The following is a 19,421-nucleotide window of genomic DNA, read 5'->3' on the forward strand; positions in this document are numbered from 1 at the left end:
CCGCGCCGTGGCGCGAAGGCCTCAGTCCCGATCTAGGCTCTACAGGTGTTTAGCGGCCGATTTCGAGCGAAACCCCGGCGGATTTCGTCGTGCCCTGATCCGTGCCGGGGCGAAGGCGCAGCGGCGCATAAGGCCGACCACGGAAATAGGTCCCCTCAAAGCCTGGCGGCTCCATCACGCCGAACGGACGGGCGTAGCCGCCGTAGGGACCGCCATAACCCCAGGGCGAGCCGTAGCCGTAACCCCAGGGGCCGTTCTTGGTCTGACTGACACTGAGGTTGAGGGTGCCGTTCTCGCCGATCGGCAGGGACACCGCCGCCGCATAGTCCTGATAGCCGCCCGTGCCCATGCCGACGCTGAACTCGCCGTGCATCTTGCGCGGCTCGCTTTCGGCCCAGGGATCAGCCGGCGCCTTGCTGGCGGTCTCCGCCGTGCGCTCGCCGATCCAGCGGGCGATCTGTTCATCGGTGGACAGGCCATGGGGCGCGGCGCTCTGCACCGTCGTGCTGGGCGAGGCGTCGGTGGTGGACGCAGCAAGGGCGGCGGCCGATGCCGTCGGCACCGATTGATCGCCGCGCGGCGCGGTCGCCACCACGCCTTCGGGGTCCATGTTCGCCAGCAACATCGCGGCGGCGGCCAGTTCGATCATCATGCGCCCATACTCCCGTTCGCCATCACCCTAACTGCAAATGCGGCCAAGGTCAGGCGGTCCCGTCGCCGCGCCCCAGGGGGTCGGGCAGAGCCTCGCCTTCCGGCACGAAGCTGAGGGCGACTGAGTTGATGCAGTAGCGCAGGCCGGACGGCGGCGGGCCGTCAGGGAAGACATGGCCCTGATGGCTGTCGCAGCGGGCGCAGCGGGTCTCGACGCGGACCATGCCATAGCTCTCGTCACGGACAGCGCGGACGTGCGTCTCGTCCACCGGGACGCTGAAACTGGGCCAGCCCGTGCCGCTCTCGAACTTGGTGGCCGAGCGGAACAGCGGCAGGCCGCATTCCCGGCAGCAGAAGACCCCTGCCCGCTTCTCGCCCAGCAAGGTGCCGCAGAAGGGCGCCTCGGTGCCATGGGCCAGAAGGACACGCTTTTCCTCCGGCGACAGATCGGCCTCCAGCGCCACGCGCTGGCTCTCGCTCGGCGGCGTCAGGTCAAAGCCCGAGGGCGAACGCAGCGACGTGGGAGATTCTGTCTGGGTCATCCGCCCAAAATAGGAAGGGCCGGACGATGTTTCCACCGTCCGGCCCCATTTGTCTTGATCGCTTGAACGGGCCTCGAGTAGCCCGCGGGCGGTAGGCCCGCTCAGATGGCCTCAAGTAGCGCGAAGCGCGGTAGGCTCCTTAAAAGAGACCACCGACCCAGGTGCGGACGGCGACTTCGTCGGTCGGGTTGCCCGTATAGGTCAGGCCCTGCGCCGGGACATAGCCCTGGTTGTTGCCGCGCTTGCGCGTCGTCCAGGCCTTGTGACCGTAGCTGAGGTCCGAATAGTTCGACGGCAGACGCTGCACGGTCGGCTCGATGAAGATCGAGTCCACGGCGGTCGCTGAACCGGCCAGTTGCACGTTCGGCAGGCGGGTCAGCAGGTCCAGGGTGTCCAGGCAGCCGTTGGTGCAGCCGCCGTCGACCAGAACCACGACCTTGCCCTGCACCGGGTTGGCCGCGCCGGTGTCGGCGACCGACGGACGGCCCGGCATGACGAAGGTCGGTTGACCGGCGGCGATGGCCGCATCGAAGGCGGCGACGATGGCCTGGGTCTGTTCAATCACAGCGCCCGATTCCTGCACGAAGCGGGGGTCGGCCTGCATCCGGCCCAGGGTTTCGGCGAACCACTGACGGTTGGCCGGAGTGGCGCGATAGGTGATCTGACCGGCTTCCGGCTGGCGGCTGACGGTGAATTCCGGCGTCCAGATACGGTTGGCCAGGCCATAGCCGCGCGAGGTGGCGTTGACCGAGTCGCCGTCGGCGCCGCGCAGGTCGATGACCAGGCCCTGAGCGCCGCGCAGGGCGCCGACCTGGGCTTCGACCTGGGCGAAGAAGGCGTCCCAGCCGGCGTTGTCTTCCAGCGAGTTGACATGAACCCACGGACGACCGTCGACCTGTTCGATCGACAGCTTGGTCGCGCCGGGCGTGAAGACCGAGGCGCGGTAGGCGGCCTCCAGGTTGGCGGCGGTCGCCGGTTGCGGGCTCAGCGTATAGTCGCGGGTGCGACGGCCGACCTGGAACTCGCAGGTCGAGGGCACGCCGCCGGCCATGGGGTTGTTGCGGTTCCACAGCAGATAGGGGGCGGTGCGAACACGCGCGGCTTCAGTGGTCAGGTCGCCTTCGAAGCCGTCAAGCTTGGTCTTGGCGAAATCGGCGATCGGCTGGAGGTTGCAGGCCTTGACCACGGCCCCGACCGGCGGCGCCCCGCGCACGCCCGGCTGCACGTAGGAAACGACATATTCGCCGTTGCGCCAGGCCGTGGCCACGCCGGGCCAACCGGTGGCGAAGAAGGGGCTGGCCCCTTCAAAGGTCGGGCTGGTGGCGATGTTCGCGTCACGGAAACCGTTGGCGTAGTAGCGCAGCAGGTAGGCGTGGCTTTCGCCGCTGTTGACCTGACCGGCCTTGCCCATGGCGTCCTGCAGGCCGGAGTCGATCCAGCTGCGGAAGGATTCACTGGCGGCGCCCGGCACCACGGCAGCCGGATGGTTGGCCTTCAGCGCATCGTGCATGGCCTGAAGGTCCTGACGCGCGAGGTCGCTGAAGTTCTGGGCGGAAGCGCCGCCGGCCGCGAAGGCCAGTGCGAGAACCGCCGCCGAGGCGGTGAGCAGACGTTGCATGGAGGATACTCCCAGAGGGCCGTCGAAACGCGGGTTCGCCGTGTTTAAACCCAAGAAAGGTCCACGTTAAAGCCCCGCGACGAATTGACCGCGACGCTTGCCTTCGGACCGGTCGGTTTACTCAAGCCGGTCAGCGCCTTAAGCGGGATTGTTTCGCCCCTGCCAGAGCCGAAGTCGGATGCACCGCTTCTCAGACCTGTTCCTAACGTCCAGCGGCCGCATCGGTCGCATCGCCTTTCTCATTGGAGCAGGCGTTCTTCTGGCGATCTGGGCGGCGTTCGATCTGCTGGCGCCCCTGAAGGCGCGCGACCTGATGGGCTGGCTCGTCGCGGCGGCCCTGCTCTACAGCGCCGCCTGCCTGCTGTCGCAGCGTCTGCACGACCGAGGGCGGTCGGGATGGTGGAGCGGGCCGATCTTGCTGGCCTTCGCCATGGCCTGGCCTCGCCCTCAGGCTCCGCTCGACTGGATCGCCCTGGCTCTGCTGGTGTTGGTCGTCGTCGATCTGGCCCTGCTGCCGGGGCAGAAGGCCTTCAACCGCTACGGCGCGCCGACAAAGGGCTAGAGCGGCGCTTCGCCGTCCTGAACCGGCCCGAACACCCGCTGGAACGCGGCCTTTAGCGCCCCGTCCGCCTCGTCCATCGTCGCCAGAACGCCCAGATCGACCAGGCTGGTGACGCCGTGTTCGGTGATGCCGCAGGGCACGATGCCGCCGAAATGATCCAGGTCGGGCTCCACGTTCAGGCTGATGCCGTGGAAGCTGACCCATTTGCGGACCTTGACGCCGATGGCGGCGATCTTGTCCTCGCGGCTCCAGCCTGCGCCCTTGCGCTCGACCCAGACGCCGACGCGGCCTTCGCGCATCCCGGCCTCGACGCCGAACTGGTCCAGGGCGCCGATGATCCAGTCTTCCAGACCATGGACGAAAGCCCGCACATCCTTGCCGCGCCGGTTCAGGTCCAGCATGACATAGGCCACGCGCTGGCCCGGCCCGTGATAGGTGAACTGCCCTCCTCGCCCCGTGCGGTGGACCGGGAAGCGGTCGGGCGCCAGCAGATCGTCGTCCTTGGCCGAGACCCCCGCCGTGTAAAGGGGCGGATGCTCCAGCAGCCAGACCACTTCCTCGGCCTCGCCCGCAGCGATGGCGGCGACGCGGGCCTCCATGGCGGCGACGGCGGGTTCATAGTCGACATATCCGGTCGAGACAGCCCACTGCACGGGGCGGCCGCCGTCTCGGAGCAGCAAAGGTTCGGTCAGGCTTAACGGGTCGGCAAGCATGAGGCTTCAATGTGTGTCCTAACGCGTCGGCGCAAGGGCCACGCGTTGATTGCGAGTATCGTCTTGAGCCAGATCGAAGCCGTTGATGTCGAGATTTCGGTCGTGCTGGGCCGTTCGGTCCTGCCGATGCAACAGCTGCTGCGCATGGGGCGCGGCGCTGTGATTCCGCTCGACGCCTCTGAACGCGACGAGGTCTGGATCCTGGCCAACAACCACCCGGTCGCGCGCGGCGAGATCGAGATTCGCGACGATCGCATCGCCATCACCGTCACCCGCCCCGCCGACATCTATGACTTCATGGCCGGCGCGGCATAATTCTTAACCGCGCTCAAAAGGCTCCGCCTTCTCGACCCGACGCGGCTTCAGGTTAAAGCCGCAATCAGAAGGCTGCGCCTTCTCGACCCGACGCGGCTTCAGGTTAAAGCCGCAATCAGAAGGCTGCGCCTTCTCGACCCGACGCGGCTATTGACGGCAAATCGGCAGGAAAAGCCGAGACTTCGCCTATTTCCGCAAAACCCCCTTTTCTTTCCGTCGCCTCTCCGCTATTGCCCGCCCTCCGATGCGAGCGGTCGTGGCGGAATTGGTAGACGCGCAGCGTTGAGGTCGCTGTGGGGCAACCCGTGGAAGTTCGAGTCTTCTCGACCGCACCATCTGATCTGACAGGGCGACACTCGGCTATACCAGGCTGACATTTCGGGGAGGCAGCACGTGACCAACACGGATACCGCCTCCCCGGCCCCTGCTCCCGAAATCGAAACCGAAGATCACGTCGCCCTCGGCGAGAACTACGCCCTGACGGCCTCCTTCGTCGAAAAGGTCGTGGACGCCGCCGACGACGGCGACGGCATGCGCCTGCGCGGCCTGCTGGAAGACCTTCACCCCGCCGACGTCGCCGACCTGATGGGCTTCCTGACGGCCGAGCATCGCGCCGTGGTGGTTCAGTGGCTGCCGCCGGACCTGCTGGCCGACACCCTGCCCGAGCTGGACGACGGCATCCGCGAGGAAGTGCTGGAACGGGTGCCTCACCTGACCCTGGCCGAGGCCCTGCAGGAACTGGAATCCGACGACGCCGCCGCCGTGGTCGAGGATCTGGAGGACGACCAGCGCGAGAAGGTGCTGGCCGCCATGCCCGAGGTCGATCGCGCCGCGATCGAAACCTCGCTGGCCTATTCCGAGGATTCGGCCGGCCGCCTGATGCAGCGCGAGGTCATGGCCGCGCCGCAGTTCTGGAACGTCGGCGACACCATCGACCACGTCCGTCGCCAGGGCGAGGACCTGCCCGAGCTCTTCTTCGACATCTATGTCGTCGACCCGGTGAACCGCCCCGTCGGCGGCGTCGCCATCAGCCGCCTGCTGCGCGCGCCGCGCGAGACGCCGCTGTCCGAGCTGATGGAGCCGGTCAACGAGATTGATGTCGACGTCGACCAGGAAGAGGTCGCCTACATCTTCGAGAAGTACAACCTGATCTCGGCCCCGGTCGTCGACAGCGGCGGACGGCTGGTCGGTCAGCTGACGGTCGACGACATCGTCCACATCATCCAGGAAGAGAACCGCGAAGACATCCTGCGCCTGGCCGGCGTCTCGGACGAAGATCGGTCCTCGGGCGTGCTGGAGATCGTGCGCGGTCGCGTGCCCTGGCTGGGCGTCAACCTGTTCACCGCCATTCTCGGCGCCGGGGTCATCGCCTTCTTCGAGGGCACGATTCAGCAGATCGTCGCCCTGGCCGTGCTGATGCCCATCGTCTCGGCCATCGGCGGCAACGCCGGCACCCAGGCCCTGACCGTCACCGTCCGCGCCCTGGCGACGCGTGAACTGACCTCCTCCAACGCCGTGCGCACCTTCTGGCGCGAGCTGACCGTGGGCCTGGCCAATGGCCTGGTGCTGTCGCCCCTGGTCGGTCTGGCGGCGGGCTTCTGGTTCCACGACTGGCGCATAGGGGCGGTCATCGCTACGGCCATGGTGCTGAACCTGCTGGTCGCGGCCACCGTCGGGGTTCTGACGCCCCTGACCCTGTCGAAGCTGAAGTTCGACCCCGCCGTTTCCTCGGCCGTCTTCGTGACGGCGACGACGGACTTCTTCGGCTTCCTCATCTTCCTGGGCCTGGCGACCATCGTCTTGCTCTGATCCGACGCCGTTCGGAACGCGGCTTGCTGCTTCGCCTGACGGGCGAGCAAGCCCGTTTCGAAATGGGTCATTCCGTGTCCGCAGCCCTGCCACAGCGTCTGAAGGTGTCCCGCGAGGGCCTGCTTCTGATCAAGAGCTTCGAGGGATTTCGTCCCCGGACGGTGCGTCGCCGCGACGGCACGCCGGTCATCGGCTACGGCCACGTGAAATCTGCCCGCCCCGGCGCGACGATCAGCGAGGCCGAGGCCGAGCTGCTGCTGCAGTACGATCTGCTGCCCGTCGTCGAGACCATCAACAACCGTGTCTCGATCCCGCTGAACCAGCATCAGTTCGACGCCCTGGCCAGCTTCATCTTCTCGGTCGGCGTCCAGCGCTTCGAAGGGTCCGACGTGCTGGAACAACTGAACGCCGGCGCCCCCGCCCGCGCCGCTGAGGCCCTGAGCGGCTGGCCCGATCGGGTCCAGCCCGCCATCGACGCCCCCTATCGCCGCCGCTCGGCCGAACGCGCCCTGTTCGACGCCGCGCCAGACCGGCCCGCGCCGCTGGATCTTCTGCTCACCGCGCCGGTCCAGGGCCCCAACACCGTCCAGCGCCCCGAAGACGACGCCCCTGCCACGGTTCAGGTGCTGCGCCATGAGAAGCGCACGGCGCCGCCTGCCGCACTGAACGACACAGGCGCCGTCATCTTCATCGGCGGCATCGGTCTGCTGGCCTTCGCGGCCGGAATCGCCGCCTTCCGTCGCGTTCTGGCCGCCCAGCAGGCGACGGACGGCACCGTGCTGATCGGCGGCGCCCTGGCCGTCATCGGCCTGATCTTCATCGGCGTCGCGGGTTGGAACCTGACGCGCCAGCGGAACAATAAAAGCGTCGTCTGAGGCCGCTAGGCGAAGCGCGTGCGCGATGCTACGCCTTGCGGCATGAGCATTCCCTTCGCGCCCCAATCCATGGAATTCGGCCTCGGCGAGGACGCCGACGCCATTCGTGAAACCACCGCCCGCTGGGCCGCCGACCGGCTGGCCCCCCTCGCCGCCGAAATCGACGAAAAGAACGAGTTCAAACGCGAGCTGTGGCCCGAGATGGGCGAGCTGGGCCTGCACGGCATCACCGTCGAGGAAGAGTTCGGCGGCCTCGGCCTCGGCTACCTCGAACACGTCGTGGCGATGGAAGAAGTGTCGCGCGCCTCGGCCTCGATCGGTCTGTCTTACGGCGCCCACTCCAACCTCTGCGTCAACCAGATCCGCCGCTGGGGCACGCCCGAGCAGAAGCACAAATACCTGCCGAAACTGATCAGCGGCGAGCATGTCGGCTCCCTAGCCATGTCGGAGGCCGGCTCGGGCTCGGACGTCATGTCGATGCGCACCCGCGCCGACAAGAAGGGCGACCGCTACGTTCTGAACGGCACCAAGTTCTGGATCACCAACGCGCCTTCGGCCGACACCCTGGTGGTTTACGCCAAGACCGATCCCGAGGCAGGCTCCAAGGGCTGCACCGCCTTCCTGGTCGAGCGCGGCATGAAGGGCTTCAGCGTCTCCAAGAAGCTGGACAAGATGGGCATGCGCGGCTCCGACACCGCCGAACTGGTGTTCGAGGACTGCGAGATCCCGGAAGAGAACGTCATGGGCCCCGTCGGCGGCGGCGCCGGCGTGCTGATGAGCGGCCTGGACTATGAGCGCGCGGTGCTGTCGGCCGGTCCTCTGGGCATCATGCAGGCGGCGCTGGACGTGGTCCTGCCCTACGTCCGCGAGCGCAAGCAGTTCGGCAAGGCCATCGGCAGCTTCCAGCTGATGCAGGCCAAGGTCGCCGACATGTACGTCGCCCTGAACAGCGCCCGCGCCTATGTCTATGCCGTGGCCCGCGCCTGCGATCAGGGCAAGACCACCCGCTATGACGCGGCCGGAGCCATCCTGCTGGCCTCGGAAAACGCCGTGAAGGTGTCGCTGGAGGCCGTCCAGGCCCTGGGGGGCGCCGGCTACACCAAGGAATGGCCGGTCGAGCGCCTGGTCCGCGACGCCAAGCTTTACGACATCGGCGCCGGCACCAACGAAATCCGGCGCTTCCTGATCGGACGCGAACTTCTGGGCTGATGAGGTTCGCGCTCCCTTTCGGACTGCTTTTCCTCGCCGTGGCGGCGTTCGCTCTCTCGCGCCTCGTCGCCAACGACTTGAACCGGGCGGCGCACCGCAGCCGACGGATGCCGGGAACGTCTTTTGAGCCTGACGTCGACATCGACGACGAAAACGACAACGCCCAGTTCGAAAGCGCGCTTAAATCCCTGCGCACGTCCGACAGCCCCCGCGTGCAACGTCAGTTGCGGCTGTACCGCGGTCTTCAGGTCGCGGGCGCCTTGTTGATAGCCGCGGCCTTCATCACGACGCCGCGTTGATCGTGACGAAACATTAAGCCGCACCCCATGCGTCAGGGATGGCGCATGGGGGACGCGCCCCCTAACTTGGCGAACCTTCGCTCCCCCGAGTCTCGCCTGATGACGCTTGTGCCCGCGCCGCCGCCTGATGAGAGCCGGACGTTTTCGGACGTTCTGGAATCGCTGGGTCGTGGCGATGATCCCAAGCTGACCCTGAAGGAAATGGTCGAGGCCTTCGGCGAACGCGGCTTCGGCGCCGTGATTCTGATGCTGGCGCTGATGGCTTTGATTCCCTGGCCCCCGGGCGGCAAGGCGGTCTTCTCGGTTCCGATCATCCTGATCGCCGCCGAACTGGCGCTACAGCGCGACAAGGTCTGGCTGCCGCGCTGGCTGATGAAAGCCTCCGTCAGCCGCGCTACCTACCAGAGCGCCAGTCAGAAGATCCTGCCGCGCCTGCGTCAGGTGGAACGTCTGACCCGGCCCCGCATCCCCGTTCTGACCGGCGAATTCGCCGATGTGGTCGTCGGCGTGATCTGCATCCTGCTGGCGCTGATGATGGCCCTGCCCGTGCCCTTCGGCGACGCCCTGCCCGGCCTGACCCTGGCCATCTTTGGCCTGGCCATCATTCAGCGCGACGGTGTCTTCATCATCGCCGGTCTGGTCGGCACGGCCGTCTGCGGCGTCTATCTGGCCCTGGTCTGGACGACGGTCATGGCCATTATTCACGGCGTCGCTCATTGGTTCGCCACGATCTTCTAGCGCCCACGAAAAAGCGCCGCCGGGTTGCCCCAGCGGCGCTTCATTGTCGGACCGCGAACGGCCTGACCGCTGCCTTCCCTAAGGATCAGGCCCGGGCCTCACGCGAGGTCCAGATCGCGGCCTTCGCTCGCGATTGATGACAATGAGACACTGGCCACCTCCTTTCGACTGCTGAACAGGAAGGTCAGGCTAGGACCGGTCGCAGCCTGTCGTAAAGGCCGCTCCCGCCATCGTGATCAGGCGGGCTGCGCCTGGGGCGCCAGGCCCTGCATGACCATGCGGTTGATGTCGATCAGGGTCTCGAAATCACCGTCGCCGCGCATCACCGCCGAGCTGTGCCGCCCGATGAACAGATCCAGAGAAATGATCTGCGCCCGCAGCGCCTGCGGCATGGCGTTGGACGGCTCGCTGCACGAGGTGGACAGGGTCGACCACAGCCGACGGTTCCAGTCGATCGCGTCGATCCGGGTGGTGATGTCCGACTTGTCGACCGTGGACGCGTGCATCAGGGCGCGGGTCACCTGGCCGAACAGCCGGTATTCCATTTCGCGCGGTGATTCAGCCCGCGTCGCCGCCGTCTTGTACGCTTGAAGCGACATTGCCGAGCCTTTGGTCTTCGTAATCGACGATCTTACGGGCGCCCATCAGGGCCTTGTAGTACTGCCGCGCCAGCACGTGCTTGGAGCAGGCGACGCATTCCGACAGGATTTCGGGGTTGCGGATCGCCCCCATGAACTCCGTCAGGCGCAGAGCGAATTCATCATAGAATTTCGCCGCCTCACCCTCGTCCAGATACATCATCATGACCGGGAAATAGATGCGGCGCGCGGGCGTGGTCGCCTCTTCGGGCTGCATGATGTCCTTTTCGCGCAAGACGCTGGCCTTGTTCTGCAGGACCAGGACGCCGCGCCGGTCGCCGTTCTGGACGACGGCGCCGTTCAGGACGAATTTCTCGCCGGGCTTGAGCGATAATTTCAGCGGCAAAGGGAATCTCCGTGACGCGCCCCAACCTGAACGGTCGGCGGCTGAGGAACTGTAAAGCGTCGTGGTTAACCATCTCTTCCACTTCTCTCCGGCGGCAGCCGCGAGCTGACGCGGAACGCCGCGCCGACCTGGGCCGTTGTCCTGAGGAACAGGGAGGTAGAGGCCGTGGCGCATACGGACATCGATTTCGACCCTCAGGATCAGGCCGAGATCTATGACGAGACCCATATCGACGACGAAGGCGACGGCGATCTCTCGCTGGATGAAGCCGACGACGTGCTGGACGTCACCCAGGCCGACGGCGACGCCGACGACGAACCGTTCGACGAGGAGGATCAGGATCTGGACGCTGCGCTGGCGCTTGAGGGCATCGAAGCGGAGGCGGACGCCTTGCTGGGCGTGGACCCTCCCCGGGTCAGCGAGATCGACGCCGACGGCGAGGTCGGCTCCGGCCCGGACGAGGTCGAACTGGTCTACGCCGGCCTGATGCGCAACCAGCGCGGCGCCCAGGCCAGCGCCGCCCACTGGGAGGCGAAGCGCCTGTCCGACGACGACATCGAGGACCTGGGCTATGGCCCTGATACTGAGGAGAGAGCATGAGCGACCATCGCCCGACCAAGGCCCATGAAGACGCCGACCCCAACACCCCGCCCGCCAAGAAGGCCCCCCGCGAGGAAGGCAAGCCCGACCAGTTGAAGGACAAGGAAAAGGAAGCGGAGAACCGCCAGGAAGCCCTAATCGACGAGGGCGTCGAGGAAACCTTCCCCGCCAGCGACCCGGTTTCGGCCAAGCGCATCACCTGACCTTCGTGGCGGCCTGTTCAGGCGCGTCCTGATAAGCTACCTGCTCATTTCACCCGATTGGAGCAGGTTGTTCATGAGCCGGTTCGAAGGCACGTCCAACTACATCGCCACCGACGACCTGAAGGTCGCCGTCAATGCCGCGGTGGCGCTGGAGCGCCCCCTGCTGATCAAGGGCGAGCCGGGCACCGGCAAGACGGTCCTGGCCTATGAACTGGCTCGGGCGCTGAACGCGCCCCTGATCACCTGGCACGTCAAGTCGACGACCAAGGCCCATAACGGCCTCTATGAATACGACGCCGTCAGCCGCTTGCGCGACAGCCAGCTGGGCGACGAGCGGGTCCACGACGTCCGCAACTACCTGAAGAAGGGCAAGCTGTGGGAGGCCTTCACCGCCCCGGTCCGCCCCGTCCTGCTGATCGACGAGATCGACAAGGCCGACATCGAGTTCCCCAACGACCTGCTGCAGGAACTCGACCGGATGGAGTTCTACGTCCAGGAAACGGATGAGACGATCCGCGCCGAGATCCGCCCAGTGGTCGTCATCACCTCGAACAACGAGAAGGAACTGCCGGACGCCTTCCTGCGCCGCTGCTTCTTCCACTACATCCGCTTCCCTGACGCCGAGACCATGCAGGACATCGTCGAGGTCCATTTCCCCGGCATCAAGCCGCGCCTGGTCGCCGAGGCGCTGCGGACCTTTTACGAAATCCGCGACACGCCGGGCCTGAAGAAGAAGCCCTCGACCTCGGAGCTTCTGGACTGGCTGAAGCTGTTGCTGGTCGAAGACGTTTCGCCCGAGACCCTGCGCGAGAAGACGCCGGGCAAGCTGATCCCGCCCCTGCACGGCGCCCTGCTGAAGAACGAGCAGGACGTGCATCTGTTCGAACGCCTGGCCTTCCTGAACCGTCGCGAAGGCGGCCGCCCCGGCTCCTGAAGCCGCCGCGCTTCCGCCCCCGTCGATTACCGCGATTTCACTGGAATAGCCGCGCCTTGCGCGCACAATCGGACCTGAACAGGAGCCGACCATGCATCATCTCCTCTGGCCCGCCTGCGCCTTGGCGCTCATGACCGCCGCCTGCGACAACGCCGGCACGGTGCGCATCACCTCGACCACGTCCGGCAAGGAAGCGGGCGTGCTCAAGGTCGTCGACACCCTGCAATGCCCGCAGACCCAGGGCGTGCTGACCCGCAAGGGCTCTGCCCAGGCTGACGGGACCGCCTGCGTCTACAGCGGCCCGCGCGGCTCCGAGGTCACTCTGCATCTGGTTTCGCTGAACGGGGGATCGGTCCAGGACGCGCTGAAGAAGTTCGAAGACCGCCTGTCGGCCGATCTGCCGGAAGCCCTGGCGGAAGCCCGCGCCGACGAAGACCGCGCGCGCGCCGAGGCTGCCAGGGCCGAAGCCGACGCCGCCCGGGCAGAGGCAGAAGCCGAGCGCGCGGGCGCCGACGCCGAACGCGCGGCGGCCAAGGCCGAAACCGAGGCCGAAGCCGCTGCGGACTCGGCCCACATCAGCGCGCCCGGCATGCGCATCGACGCCCGCGGCGACAAGGCCACCGTCCGCCTGCCCGGGATGCACATCGACGCCGACGGCGACCGCGCCACCATCAAGATCGGCGGCATCACCATTCGCGCCGACGACCGGAACAGCCAGGTCAACGTCCGCTCCAGGTCAGGCTCGAGCTCGGACGCCGACACCGTGACAATCGACGCCGGCGACGGCGCCGCCCGCATCCGCACCAGTTCCCCGGGCGAAGCCGTCCGCGCCACCTTCATGATGACCGCCGACCAGTCCTCGACCACAGGCTGGCGCGTCGTCGGCTATGAGGCGCGCGGCCCGTCGGGCGGCCCCATCGTCGTCGCCACCGTGCGCGGCAAGGATCGCAACGAAAACCGCGTGTTCGAGGCCGCCAAGGCCCTGGTGACGCTCAACGTCGGGGATTAACCCCCACGAATCGCAACGCTTGGCCTTGATCGGGCGTTCGGGATGCGTCACCTCACCTGCCCCATGCGCAGGATCCCGAACTTGGCCGAAGAACACGAAGACCTGGCGCCCAAGCCCAAGCCCAGAGCCCCCAAGCCCCCGCGCGCCTGGCAGCGGATGCTGTCGGGCCGCCGCCTCGATCTGCTCGATCCCTCGCCGTTCGACATCGAGATCGAGGACATCGCCCACGGCCTGGCCCGTGTCGCCCGCTGGAACGGCCAGACGATCGGCGAGCACGCCTTCTCGGTCGCCCAGCACTCGCTGGTGGTCGAGGAGATCGCCGCCCACATCCGCCCGGGGCTGGAGCCGAAATGGCGCCTGGCCGCCCTGCTGCACGACGCCTCGGAATATGTGATCGGCGACATGATCTCGCCGTTCAAGTCGGCCCTCGGCGCCGGCTACAAGGACTTCGAGGCGCGTCTGGAAGCCGCCATCCACGTCCGCTTCCAGCTCCCGCCCAAGACGCCTCAGACCATCAAGACCCTGATCAAGAAGGCCGACCGCGCCTGCGCCTTCTATGAGGCGACGCAACTGGCCGGTTTCAACCGCCGCGAGTCGCTGCAGATCTTCGGCGCCCCGCCCGCCGGCTATGACCTGATCATCGACCCCCTGCCCGCCTCGGTGGCGCAGCAACGCTATCTGGACCGCTACCGCGTTCTGGCCGAAGCTGTCGGCATCCTGCCCGGCGCCGACGCCTGGCACACGGAATAGGGACTGCATGACGCAGGCGGGGGCGCTTCAGGGTCACGAACAGGGCGTGCGGATCGGCCTGTCGGCCGTGGTCATCGCCCTGCGCGCGGGTCAGGCCGTCGTCCTGACCACCCATGCCGCCGACGGGGCCCCGGCCCTGCCCTTCGGCCCCTTCGATCCGGCGCGTGACCGCACCTTCGAACTGGCCCTGCGCGCCTTCGTCACCGCGCAGACCGGCTTTCCGCTCGGCTTCGTCGAACAACTCTATACCTTCGGCGATGCGGGCCGCGCCTCGCCGCGCGCCACGCCCGGCCCTGAACGCGCCCGCGAGGTCTCGGTCGGCTATCTGGCCCTGACCGCCGACGCCCCAGAGGCCCCCGGCCTGGACGCCGCCTGGACCCCCGTCTTCGACATCTTCCCGTGGGAGGACTGGCGCGACGGCCCGCCCGCCGTGATGGCGACGCTGACGCCCGCACTGCGCGCCTGGGCCGACGGCGACGCGCGCCGCCTGGGCCGCGCCGAGACCCTGTTCGCCCTGACGCCCGAGCGCCGTTGGAACGAGGAACGGGTGCTGGAGCGCTACGAGTTGCTCTATGAGGCCGGCCTGGTCGCCGAATCCGCCCGCGACCACGACCGCCCCCCGCCGTCGGCTCTGCCCGATCTGCCGATGGCCTCCGACCACCGCCGCATCGTCGCCACCGCCCTGGGCCGCCTGCGCTCCAAGCTGAAGTACCGCCCGGTCCTGTTCGACCTGACGCCTGACACCTTCACGCTTTCCGCCTTGCAGGCGGCGGCCGAGGCCGTGGCGGGGCTTTCCCTGCACAAGCAGAACTTCCGTCGCGGCGTCGAACGCGCCGGTCTGGTTCAGGCCACAGGGGTCTTTTCCAGCGATACCGGCGGTCGTCCGGCCGAGCTTTTCCGCTTCGTCGGCGCCGATCCCTTGGGCGGTCCCGCGCCTGGCCTGACCCTGCCCGGACAGCGCTGAAAATTTTATCGAATTTCTTCGCTGGAATCGCTTGCGGCCCGCGCCGCCTTTGACTAGAGAAGCCCCTCGCTCGACCAAGCGAATATCGGCCCCGCGGAGAGGTGGCAGAGTGGTCGAATGTACCGCACTCGAAATGCGGCGTACGTGGAAGCGTACCGTGGGTTCGAATCCCACCCTCTCCGCCACGCCGTCAGTCGCTGACTGACGGTTCGCTGTTTCACAAAAAATTACCCCGACATTACCGCAGGCTGCACGGAAGCAGAGACGATTCTGGCGTCTCCGCCGCGACTGAACACGCCTGTTCAGCGGCCATTATCGCGCCCTGTCTCCGTTTGCCGATGGTCGGTTGGGTTTCCCCGGAAAGAGGCGCGTTGCCTGTTTACAGGGAAATACAGGGAATCGCTTCAGCTCTCGTGGTCGCCGCAACGAAAGAACCGCCGCGCAAACCCAAGTGCGGCGGGCTACAGCAGATATCCTAGGCCTCGAATTCCCGCGGCAGGAACAGGGAATTCAAAACGGCGTATCAGGGAAAAATATCAGGGGAACAGGGAACGCCCTCGCCCTAAACAGGGATCGAGGGCGTCAAACGCATCAGGCGCGATAGAGCCGCCGCTGCGCATCCCAATCGAGCGGAACGTCCAGGGTCATCACCTTCTGCAAGGTCAGGCCTTCAGGCTGGTCGCCATCAAGGATGGCCTGCTTCAGATCAGGTGCCAGGAAGGCGGTTCGGATCAGGCGAGCGGCGTAAGCGGCCTTTACCCCCTCGGCTTTCGCGATGCTCTCAAGGCTTTCGGCTTCGCCGGCCAACAGCTTGCGTTTCCAGGATTCCGCGCGGATCAGGGCCGAGCTCAGAGCTGGATCCACCGCCGCCTTGTGCAAAGGGGACTGACCCTGAGGGCCGACGGCGATCTTGCTCCCGCCCCGTCTCTGAATGCGCATCGGGATCCGGATCACGACCCCATCCTCTCTCCGCTCAAGCTGCTCCAGGATCAGGCGCTCACGCCCCTGGAGATCGCGTGTCGCCAGATCGAGCCTCTCAGCATCAAGCGCGACCGTCAGGGCGTCGGCGCCGACCTCCACCCGATCGATCAGATCGCGGACGCGAGACCAATCCGGCGCAAGGTCGATTGGTCGGCAGAGCCCCAAGCTCTGAAGGTGGTCAGCGACGGCCTGTTCCACGATCGGCGCTGACACCCGCGGACACGCGCCCGCCTTATCTGGCGCGCCTGACTGGATCGCGGTCGAAACATAATAGCGGTAGGTAGCGCCGTTCTTGCGCGAGCAACTGACGGGGGACATGCGGTTGCCAGCGCTGTCGTAGATCAAGCCCGTCAGGGGCGCGCCCGTATGTGGGCGGCGCGGCTGCCCCTTAGCTCGTGGCCGACGCTGCTTCTCGCCGAGCTTGGCCTGGACCGCGTCGAACAGGTCGCGATCGACGATGGCCGGATGCTGACCTGGGTAATGGGCGCCGTTGTGGGGGATCTCGCCGATGTAGATGCGGTTGCGCAGAATATGGAACAACGCCCCCCGTTCGATGGGCACGCCGCCTCGCACCCCGCCGGTCTTGCTGACGGTGCGCTTCGACAGAACGCCCTGGTCGGCCAGTTCACGGCACAGCAGGTGCACCGAGCCCAGCTCCCGGTAGCGGTGGTAGATGCCGCGCACGGTTTCCGCCTCGGCAGGATTGATGACGAGCGTGCGGCCGTCCGGATCGTAGCCGAGCGGCACCCCGCCGCCCATCCACATGCCCAGCTTCTTGCTCGCCGCGATCTTGTCGCGGATGCGCTCGCCCGTGACCTCGCGCTCGAACTGAGCAAAGGACAGCAACACGTTCAGGGTCAATCGCCCCATAGAGGTGGTGGTGTTGAAGGCCTGGGTCACGCTGACGAAGCTGGCCCCAGCCTTGTCCAGGACGTCCACGATCCGAGAGAAGTCGGTCAGCGCCCGCGTCAGCCGGTCGACCTTATAGACCACGACCACGTCGATCCGACCCGCCTCGATCTCCGCCATCAGCCGCTTCAACGCCGGCCGCTCCATATTGCCGCCGCTGAACCCACCGTCGTCATAGACCTCAGGCAGAAGGGTCCAGCCTTCGCCGGCCTGGGACAGGATGTAGGCGGCGCAGGCGTCGCGCTGGGCGTGCAGCGAATTGTAGTCCTGCTCCAGCCCCTCTTCGGTGCTCTTGCGGGTGTAGATGGCGCAGCGGATCGGACGGGTGGGCGTCTTCATGCGGCTTCGCCCTCTCGCAGACCAAAGAACCGAGGTCCGTTCCAACGCACGCCTGTGATCAAGCGCGCGACCTTGGAGAGGCTGGCGTGCTTCTGGCCATTCCAGATGTAGCCGTCGGCGGCCACCTCGACCTGGTGGCGCTCACCCTGCCATTCCCGCACCAGGGTCGAACCCGGCTTGAAGGTCGTTGTCCGCACCTTGGGTTTGCATCCGGTGCGATGCTGGGCGGCGACCTTGGCCAGCCGCCGATCCAACACTGCATCCCGGCCCGCACCCGCCATCTGAAGCTGTTCCGCCAGCGCCCGGCGCAGGATGTCGCGCGAGCGGATCGGGGGCGGCTCGCCGAGCCGCTCCCTCCAGACCGACCTCAAACCGTCCACGCCCATGTCCTGGATCGTCGCCAGCTGTTGCGCCAGATCGGCGGTCATGCCTGCGGCTCCGCCGGAATGATGCGCCAGATGCGGCCCGCTTCCGATTTCTCGCTTCGGACCGCATGGCCCTTCTTGCGCAGGGCGCCGGCCAGAGCGCCGCGGACCGAATGCGCCTGCCAGCCGGTGGCCGCCATCATGGCCGGCATGCCCACCCCATCGGCCTGTTGCAGCAGGGCGATCAAACGATCGAGTTTGGAGGTCGGTGCAGCCACCGCAGCGATAGCGGACGTCTTGGACGATGACATAAGAGTTCCCTCAGGTTTGCCGGCGCGGCTTGCGCCCTACTAACCTGAGCCCGGAAGGCCGGGCGGGAACGGGATCACTACCGCTTCCAATGCAGCGCAAGTCCAGACGCTTGTGGGAATATTCGAAGCGTCGCCTTGCGGGACTTAAACCCGCTGCCTAGCTGCACAGCATCAGGCCGTTCTCGAAGCCTTGACCATAGATGCCGGGCAGGCCGTGTTCCTAGCCATCGCCATCGCTTCCCCCTTAATCCCATCAAAGGATCCCGTGCCCGCACGACCGCGGGCGCGCGCCTAACTTCAGGAGATCATCATGTCCTCGGGCTACGGCCACGCGACCGATATCGCGCCCTCGCTTCCCCCAACCCTCGCCTTGGCGATTGAGAACAGGCCGATCGTCGACCTGGCGCCCCTGTCGCGCAAACTGCGCATCCATAAGAAGAGCGCCATCACGGCCCTGTCCGGCGCCATTCGACACTTCGGTTTCCTCGTCCCGGTCCTGATCAACGCCGAGGACAAGATCATCTCCGGCTACGGTCGGGTCGAAGCGGCCCGCCAGCTCGGCATGACCGACGTCCCCTGCATCCGCGTCAGCCATCTGGACGACGACGCCCTGCGCGTCTTCGCTATCGCCGAGAACCAACTGGGTCAGTTGGCCGGTTGGGACGCCGAGACCCTGAAGATCGAGCTGCAGGAGCTGTCGAACCTAGATCTCGGCTTCAGCCTGGAGGTCACCGGCTTCTCCCCCGCCAAGATCGACGCCATCATTCTCGGCGGCGACAGCAACCGCGACGACCATGGCGATCGCTTGCCGGGTCTGCCCGACACCCCGGTCAGTCAGGTCAGCGACCTTTGGCTGCTCGGGGATCATCGGTTGCTGTGCGCCGACGCCACCGATCCCCAGAGCTTTGCCTTGCTGTTGGAAGGCGAGAAGGTTCGGGTCGTGGTCACCGACCCACCCTACAATGTCGCCGTGGCCGGCCATGTCACCAGCGGCGGCAAACACGGCGAGTTCGTCATGGCGTCCGGCGAGATGAGCGACGACGAGTTCACCAGCTTCAGCACCCAGGTGCAGATGCGCATCGCCGAGACCCTGATGGACGGCGGCCTCTGCTACTACTGCATGGACTGGCGACACATGAGCCACACGCTCACGGCCGCTGCAGCCGCCAAGCTGGACCTGCTCAACCTGATCGTCTGGGACAAGACCGCCGGCGGCATGGGCAGCTTCTATCGCTCGCGCCACGAGCTTATCTTCCTCTTCCGCAAGGCCGGCGCGCCCCACCTCAACCGGGTGGAATTGGGCGTCCATGGACGCAACCGCGCCAACGTCTGGACCTATGAAGGCGTCAACGGCTTCGGGGCCGCCAAGGCCAAAGCCCGGGAGATGCATCCCACGGTCAAACCCCTCGCCTTGATCCGCGACGCTATCCTCGACAGTTCGGCGCGAGGCGACGTCGTCCTGGACCTGTTCAGCGGAAGCGGCACCACCTTGATCGCTGCCGAACAGTGTAAACGGCGCGGGCGCGCCACAGAACTGGACCCCCAGTATGTGGATGTCGGCGTCATCCGTTGGCAGGAGTTCACGGGCCGAGAGGCCCGCCTGGCCTCTACCGGCCAGACCTTCCGCCAGGTCCGCGCGGAACGGCTGAAAGCGACTTCAGCTCCACCCGCAGTCGCGTCGCCCGTCATCACCCTGCCCGCTGCGCGTGTGCGCACGCGTGCGACCGCTTGAGGGGGATGA

General features: G+C 66.7%; 23 protein-coding genes and 2 tRNA genes. 16 read left to right on the forward strand and 9 right to left on the reverse strand.

The genetic code is table 11. The annotated features are described in order from the left end of the window. Positions 1-49 precede the first annotated feature (49 nt). The 3 genes from ACFYLW_RS08940 to ACFYLW_RS08950 all read right to left on the reverse strand — a co-directional run bounded on the left by ACFYLW_RS08940 (position 50) and on the right by ACFYLW_RS08950 (position 2,811). Positions 50-652, reverse strand: coding sequence for a hypothetical protein (locus ACFYLW_RS08940; RefSeq protein WP_313472857.1), 603 nt, complete (start codon positions 650-652; stop codon positions 50-52). A gap of 49 nt (positions 653-701) precedes the next feature. Beyond that, complete coding sequence (gene msrB, locus ACFYLW_RS08945) at positions 702-1,193, reverse strand: peptide-methionine (R)-S-oxide reductase MsrB (protein WP_312063956.1); 492 nt, start codon at positions 1,191-1,193, stop codon at positions 702-704. 139 nt (positions 1,194-1,332) lie between these two features. Further along, positions 1,333-2,811 carry a hypothetical protein gene (locus ACFYLW_RS08950; protein WP_312063954.1) on the reverse strand — a complete coding sequence of 493 codons (1,479 nt, stop codon included), beginning with the start codon at positions 2,809-2,811 and terminating at the stop codon, positions 1,333-1,335. Positions 2,812-2,989: 178 nt separating this feature from the next. Here ACFYLW_RS08950 and ACFYLW_RS08955 point away from each other — a divergent pair, with 178 nt between their 5' ends. Continuing rightward, positions 2,990-3,373 carry a DUF805 domain-containing protein gene (locus tag ACFYLW_RS08955; RefSeq protein ID WP_313472858.1) on the forward strand — a complete coding sequence of 128 codons (384 nt, stop codon included), beginning with the start codon at positions 2,990-2,992 and terminating at the stop codon, positions 3,371-3,373. Here ACFYLW_RS08955 and lipB read toward each other — a convergent pair. Beyond that, entirely contained in the window at positions 3,370-4,086 is a 717-nt protein-coding gene (gene lipB / locus ACFYLW_RS08960) for a lipoyl(octanoyl) transferase LipB (protein WP_313472859.1), read from the reverse strand. The genes ACFYLW_RS08955 and lipB overlap by 4 nt on opposite strands. A gap of 9 nt (positions 4,087-4,095) precedes the next feature. On the opposite strand from lipB, the gene ACFYLW_RS08965 reads away from it, so the two are divergent. The 7 genes from ACFYLW_RS08965 (at position 4,096) to ACFYLW_RS08995 (ending at position 9,331) form a co-directional block, all read left to right on the forward strand. Continuing rightward, positions 4,096-4,401: a FliM/FliN family flagellar motor switch protein gene (locus ACFYLW_RS08965; protein WP_313412952.1), complete on the forward strand. Its 306-nt coding sequence runs from the start codon at positions 4,096-4,098 to the stop codon at positions 4,399-4,401. Positions 4,402-4,651: 250 nt separating this feature from the next. Beyond that, positions 4,652-4,736, forward strand: a tRNA-Leu gene (locus ACFYLW_RS08970). A gap of 58 nt (positions 4,737-4,794) precedes the next feature. Next, positions 4,795-6,210 carry a magnesium transporter gene (gene mgtE / locus ACFYLW_RS08975; protein WP_312063949.1) on the forward strand — a complete coding sequence of 472 codons (1,416 nt, stop codon included), beginning with the start codon at positions 4,795-4,797 and terminating at the stop codon, positions 6,208-6,210. Between the two features lie 23 nt (positions 6,211-6,233). Beyond that, a complete protein-coding gene (locus ACFYLW_RS08980; RefSeq protein ID WP_313472860.1) occupies positions 6,234-7,085 on the forward strand; it encodes a lysozyme in 852 nt (283 codons plus the stop codon). 42 nt (positions 7,086-7,127) lie between these two features. Further along, complete coding sequence (locus tag ACFYLW_RS08985; RefSeq protein ID WP_390182962.1) at positions 7,128-8,294, forward strand: isovaleryl-CoA dehydrogenase; 1,167 nt, start codon at positions 7,128-7,130, stop codon at positions 8,292-8,294. Beyond that, positions 8,294-8,593, forward strand: a complete 300-nt coding sequence (locus ACFYLW_RS08990) for a hypothetical protein (protein ID WP_313472861.1) — start codon at positions 8,294-8,296, stop codon at positions 8,591-8,593. Before ACFYLW_RS08985 ends, ACFYLW_RS08990 begins: the two co-directional genes overlap by 1 nt. Before the next feature lie 99 nt (positions 8,594-8,692). Continuing rightward, complete coding sequence (locus ACFYLW_RS08995; protein WP_312063943.1) at positions 8,693-9,331, forward strand: exopolysaccharide biosynthesis protein; 639 nt, start codon at positions 8,693-8,695, stop codon at positions 9,329-9,331. A gap of 236 nt (positions 9,332-9,567) precedes the next feature. Here the strand turns inward: ACFYLW_RS08995 and flaF are convergent, their stop codons facing one another. Then, positions 9,568-9,930, reverse strand: a complete 363-nt coding sequence (gene flaF / locus ACFYLW_RS09000) for a flagellar biosynthesis regulator FlaF (RefSeq protein ID WP_292082122.1) — start codon at positions 9,928-9,930, stop codon at positions 9,568-9,570. Further along, entirely contained in the window at positions 9,890-10,315 is a 426-nt protein-coding gene (gene flbT, locus ACFYLW_RS09005) for a flagellar biosynthesis repressor FlbT (protein WP_292082120.1), read from the reverse strand. The genes flaF and flbT overlap by 41 nt, the downstream gene beginning before the upstream one ends. Before the next feature lie 165 nt (positions 10,316-10,480). Between flbT and ACFYLW_RS09010 the strand changes: the two genes are divergently transcribed. The 7 genes from ACFYLW_RS09010 to ACFYLW_RS09040 all read left to right on the forward strand — a co-directional run bounded on the left by ACFYLW_RS09010 (position 10,481) and on the right by ACFYLW_RS09040 (position 14,960). After that, positions 10,481-10,915 (forward strand): hypothetical protein, encoded by a 435-nt coding sequence (locus ACFYLW_RS09010; protein WP_292082118.1) that lies wholly within the window; start codon positions 10,481-10,483, stop codon positions 10,913-10,915. Next, positions 10,912-11,118 carry a hypothetical protein gene (locus ACFYLW_RS09015; RefSeq protein ID WP_313472862.1) on the forward strand — a complete coding sequence of 69 codons (207 nt, stop codon included), beginning with the start codon at positions 10,912-10,914 and terminating at the stop codon, positions 11,116-11,118. Before ACFYLW_RS09010 ends, ACFYLW_RS09015 begins: the two co-directional genes overlap by 4 nt. Positions 11,119-11,191: 73 nt before the next feature. Then, positions 11,192-12,052 carry a MoxR family ATPase gene (locus ACFYLW_RS09020; protein ID WP_313472863.1) on the forward strand — a complete coding sequence of 287 codons (861 nt, stop codon included), beginning with the start codon at positions 11,192-11,194 and terminating at the stop codon, positions 12,050-12,052. 91 nt (positions 12,053-12,143) lie between these two features. Next, the gene (locus tag ACFYLW_RS09025) at positions 12,144-13,061 is read left to right on the forward strand and encodes a methyltransferase type 11 (protein ID WP_390182963.1); all 918 of its coding nucleotides are present in this window, start codon (positions 12,144-12,146) and stop codon (positions 13,059-13,061) included. A 156-nt stretch (positions 13,062-13,217) separates the two neighbouring features. After that, positions 13,218-13,811, forward strand: coding sequence for a YfbR-like 5'-deoxynucleotidase (locus ACFYLW_RS09030; protein ID WP_114817816.1), 594 nt, complete (start codon positions 13,218-13,220; stop codon positions 13,809-13,811). 7 nt (positions 13,812-13,818) lie between these two features. After that, complete coding sequence (locus ACFYLW_RS09035; RefSeq protein WP_312066023.1) at positions 13,819-14,775, forward strand: NAD regulator; 957 nt, start codon at positions 13,819-13,821, stop codon at positions 14,773-14,775. Between the two features lie 95 nt (positions 14,776-14,870). Continuing rightward, positions 14,871-14,960, forward strand: a tRNA-Ser gene (locus ACFYLW_RS09040). Between the two features lie 406 nt (positions 14,961-15,366). Here ACFYLW_RS09040 and ACFYLW_RS09045 read toward each other — a convergent pair. The 3 genes from ACFYLW_RS09045 to ACFYLW_RS09055 are packed head-to-tail and all read right to left on the reverse strand — an operon-like array spanning position 15,367 to position 17,680. After that, entirely contained in the window at positions 15,367-17,004 is a 1,638-nt protein-coding gene (locus tag ACFYLW_RS09045; RefSeq protein WP_390182964.1) for a recombinase family protein, read from the reverse strand. Continuing rightward, complete coding sequence (locus ACFYLW_RS09050; RefSeq protein ID WP_390182966.1) at positions 17,001-17,432, reverse strand: DUF2924 domain-containing protein; 432 nt, start codon at positions 17,430-17,432, stop codon at positions 17,001-17,003. The genes ACFYLW_RS09045 and ACFYLW_RS09050 overlap by 4 nt, the downstream gene beginning before the upstream one ends. Beyond that, positions 17,429-17,680 carry a DUF3489 domain-containing protein gene (locus ACFYLW_RS09055; protein ID WP_390182968.1) on the reverse strand — a complete coding sequence of 84 codons (252 nt, stop codon included), beginning with the start codon at positions 17,678-17,680 and terminating at the stop codon, positions 17,429-17,431. Before ACFYLW_RS09055 ends, ACFYLW_RS09050 begins: the two co-directional genes overlap by 4 nt. Before the next feature lie 310 nt (positions 17,681-17,990). On the opposite strand from ACFYLW_RS09055, the gene ACFYLW_RS09060 reads away from it, so the two are divergent. Continuing rightward, a complete protein-coding gene (locus ACFYLW_RS09060; RefSeq protein WP_390182970.1) occupies positions 17,991-19,412 on the forward strand; it encodes a site-specific DNA-methyltransferase in 1,422 nt (473 codons plus the stop codon). The last annotated feature ends 9 nt before the right edge of the window (positions 19,413-19,421 follow it).

It is taken from the genome of Brevundimonas sp. NPDC007368, assembly GCF_042869015.1.
GTDB lineage: Bacteria > Pseudomonadota > Alphaproteobacteria > Caulobacterales > Caulobacteraceae > Brevundimonas.

Bases quoted from the DNA above. Each gene is read 5' to 3' on its own strand.
- ACFYLW_RS08940 (WP_313472857.1), bottom strand. From the start codon at position 652: ATGATGATCGAACTGGCCGCCGCCGCGATGTTGCTGGCGAACATGGAC.
- msrB (WP_312063956.1), bottom strand. From the start codon at position 1,193: ATGACCCAGACAGAATCTCCCACGTCGCTGCGTTCGCCCTCGGGCTTT.
- ACFYLW_RS08950 (WP_312063954.1), bottom strand. From the start codon at position 2,811: ATGCAACGTCTGCTCACCGCCTCGGCGGCGGTTCTCGCACTGGCCTTC.
- ACFYLW_RS08955 (WP_313472858.1), top strand. From the start codon at position 2,990: ATGCACCGCTTCTCAGACCTGTTCCTAACGTCCAGCGGCCGCATCGGT.
- lipB (WP_313472859.1), bottom strand. From the start codon at position 4,086: ATGCTTGCCGACCCGTTAAGCCTGACCGAACCTTTGCTGCTCCGAGAC.
- ACFYLW_RS08965 (WP_313412952.1), top strand. From the start codon at position 4,096: ATGTGTGTCCTAACGCGTCGGCGCAAGGGCCACGCGTTGATTGCGAGT.
- ACFYLW_RS08985 (WP_390182962.1), top strand. From the start codon at position 7,128: ATGAGCATTCCCTTCGCGCCCCAATCCATGGAATTCGGCCTCGGCGAG.
- ACFYLW_RS08990 (WP_313472861.1), top strand. From the start codon at position 8,294: ATGAGGTTCGCGCTCCCTTTCGGACTGCTTTTCCTCGCCGTGGCGGCG.
- ACFYLW_RS08995 (WP_312063943.1), top strand. From the start codon at position 8,693: ATGACGCTTGTGCCCGCGCCGCCGCCTGATGAGAGCCGGACGTTTTCG.
- flaF (WP_292082122.1), bottom strand. From the start codon at position 9,930: ATGTCGCTTCAAGCGTACAAGACGGCGGCGACGCGGGCTGAATCACCG.
- ACFYLW_RS09015 (WP_313472862.1), top strand. From the start codon at position 10,912: ATGAGCGACCATCGCCCGACCAAGGCCCATGAAGACGCCGACCCCAAC.
- ACFYLW_RS09020 (WP_313472863.1), top strand. From the start codon at position 11,192: ATGAGCCGGTTCGAAGGCACGTCCAACTACATCGCCACCGACGACCTG.
- ACFYLW_RS09025 (WP_390182963.1), top strand. From the start codon at position 12,144: ATGCATCATCTCCTCTGGCCCGCCTGCGCCTTGGCGCTCATGACCGCC.
- ACFYLW_RS09030 (WP_114817816.1), top strand. From the start codon at position 13,218: ATGCTGTCGGGCCGCCGCCTCGATCTGCTCGATCCCTCGCCGTTCGAC.
- ACFYLW_RS09035 (WP_312066023.1), top strand. From the start codon at position 13,819: ATGACGCAGGCGGGGGCGCTTCAGGGTCACGAACAGGGCGTGCGGATC.
- ACFYLW_RS09045 (WP_390182964.1), bottom strand. From the start codon at position 17,004: ATGAAGACGCCCACCCGTCCGATCCGCTGCGCCATCTACACCCGCAAG.
- ACFYLW_RS09050 (WP_390182966.1), bottom strand. From the start codon at position 17,432: ATGACCGCCGATCTGGCGCAACAGCTGGCGACGATCCAGGACATGGGC.
- ACFYLW_RS09055 (WP_390182968.1), bottom strand. From the start codon at position 17,680: ATGTCATCGTCCAAGACGTCCGCTATCGCTGCGGTGGCTGCACCGACC.
- ACFYLW_RS09060 (WP_390182970.1), top strand. From the start codon at position 17,991: ATGTCCTCGGGCTACGGCCACGCGACCGATATCGCGCCCTCGCTTCCC.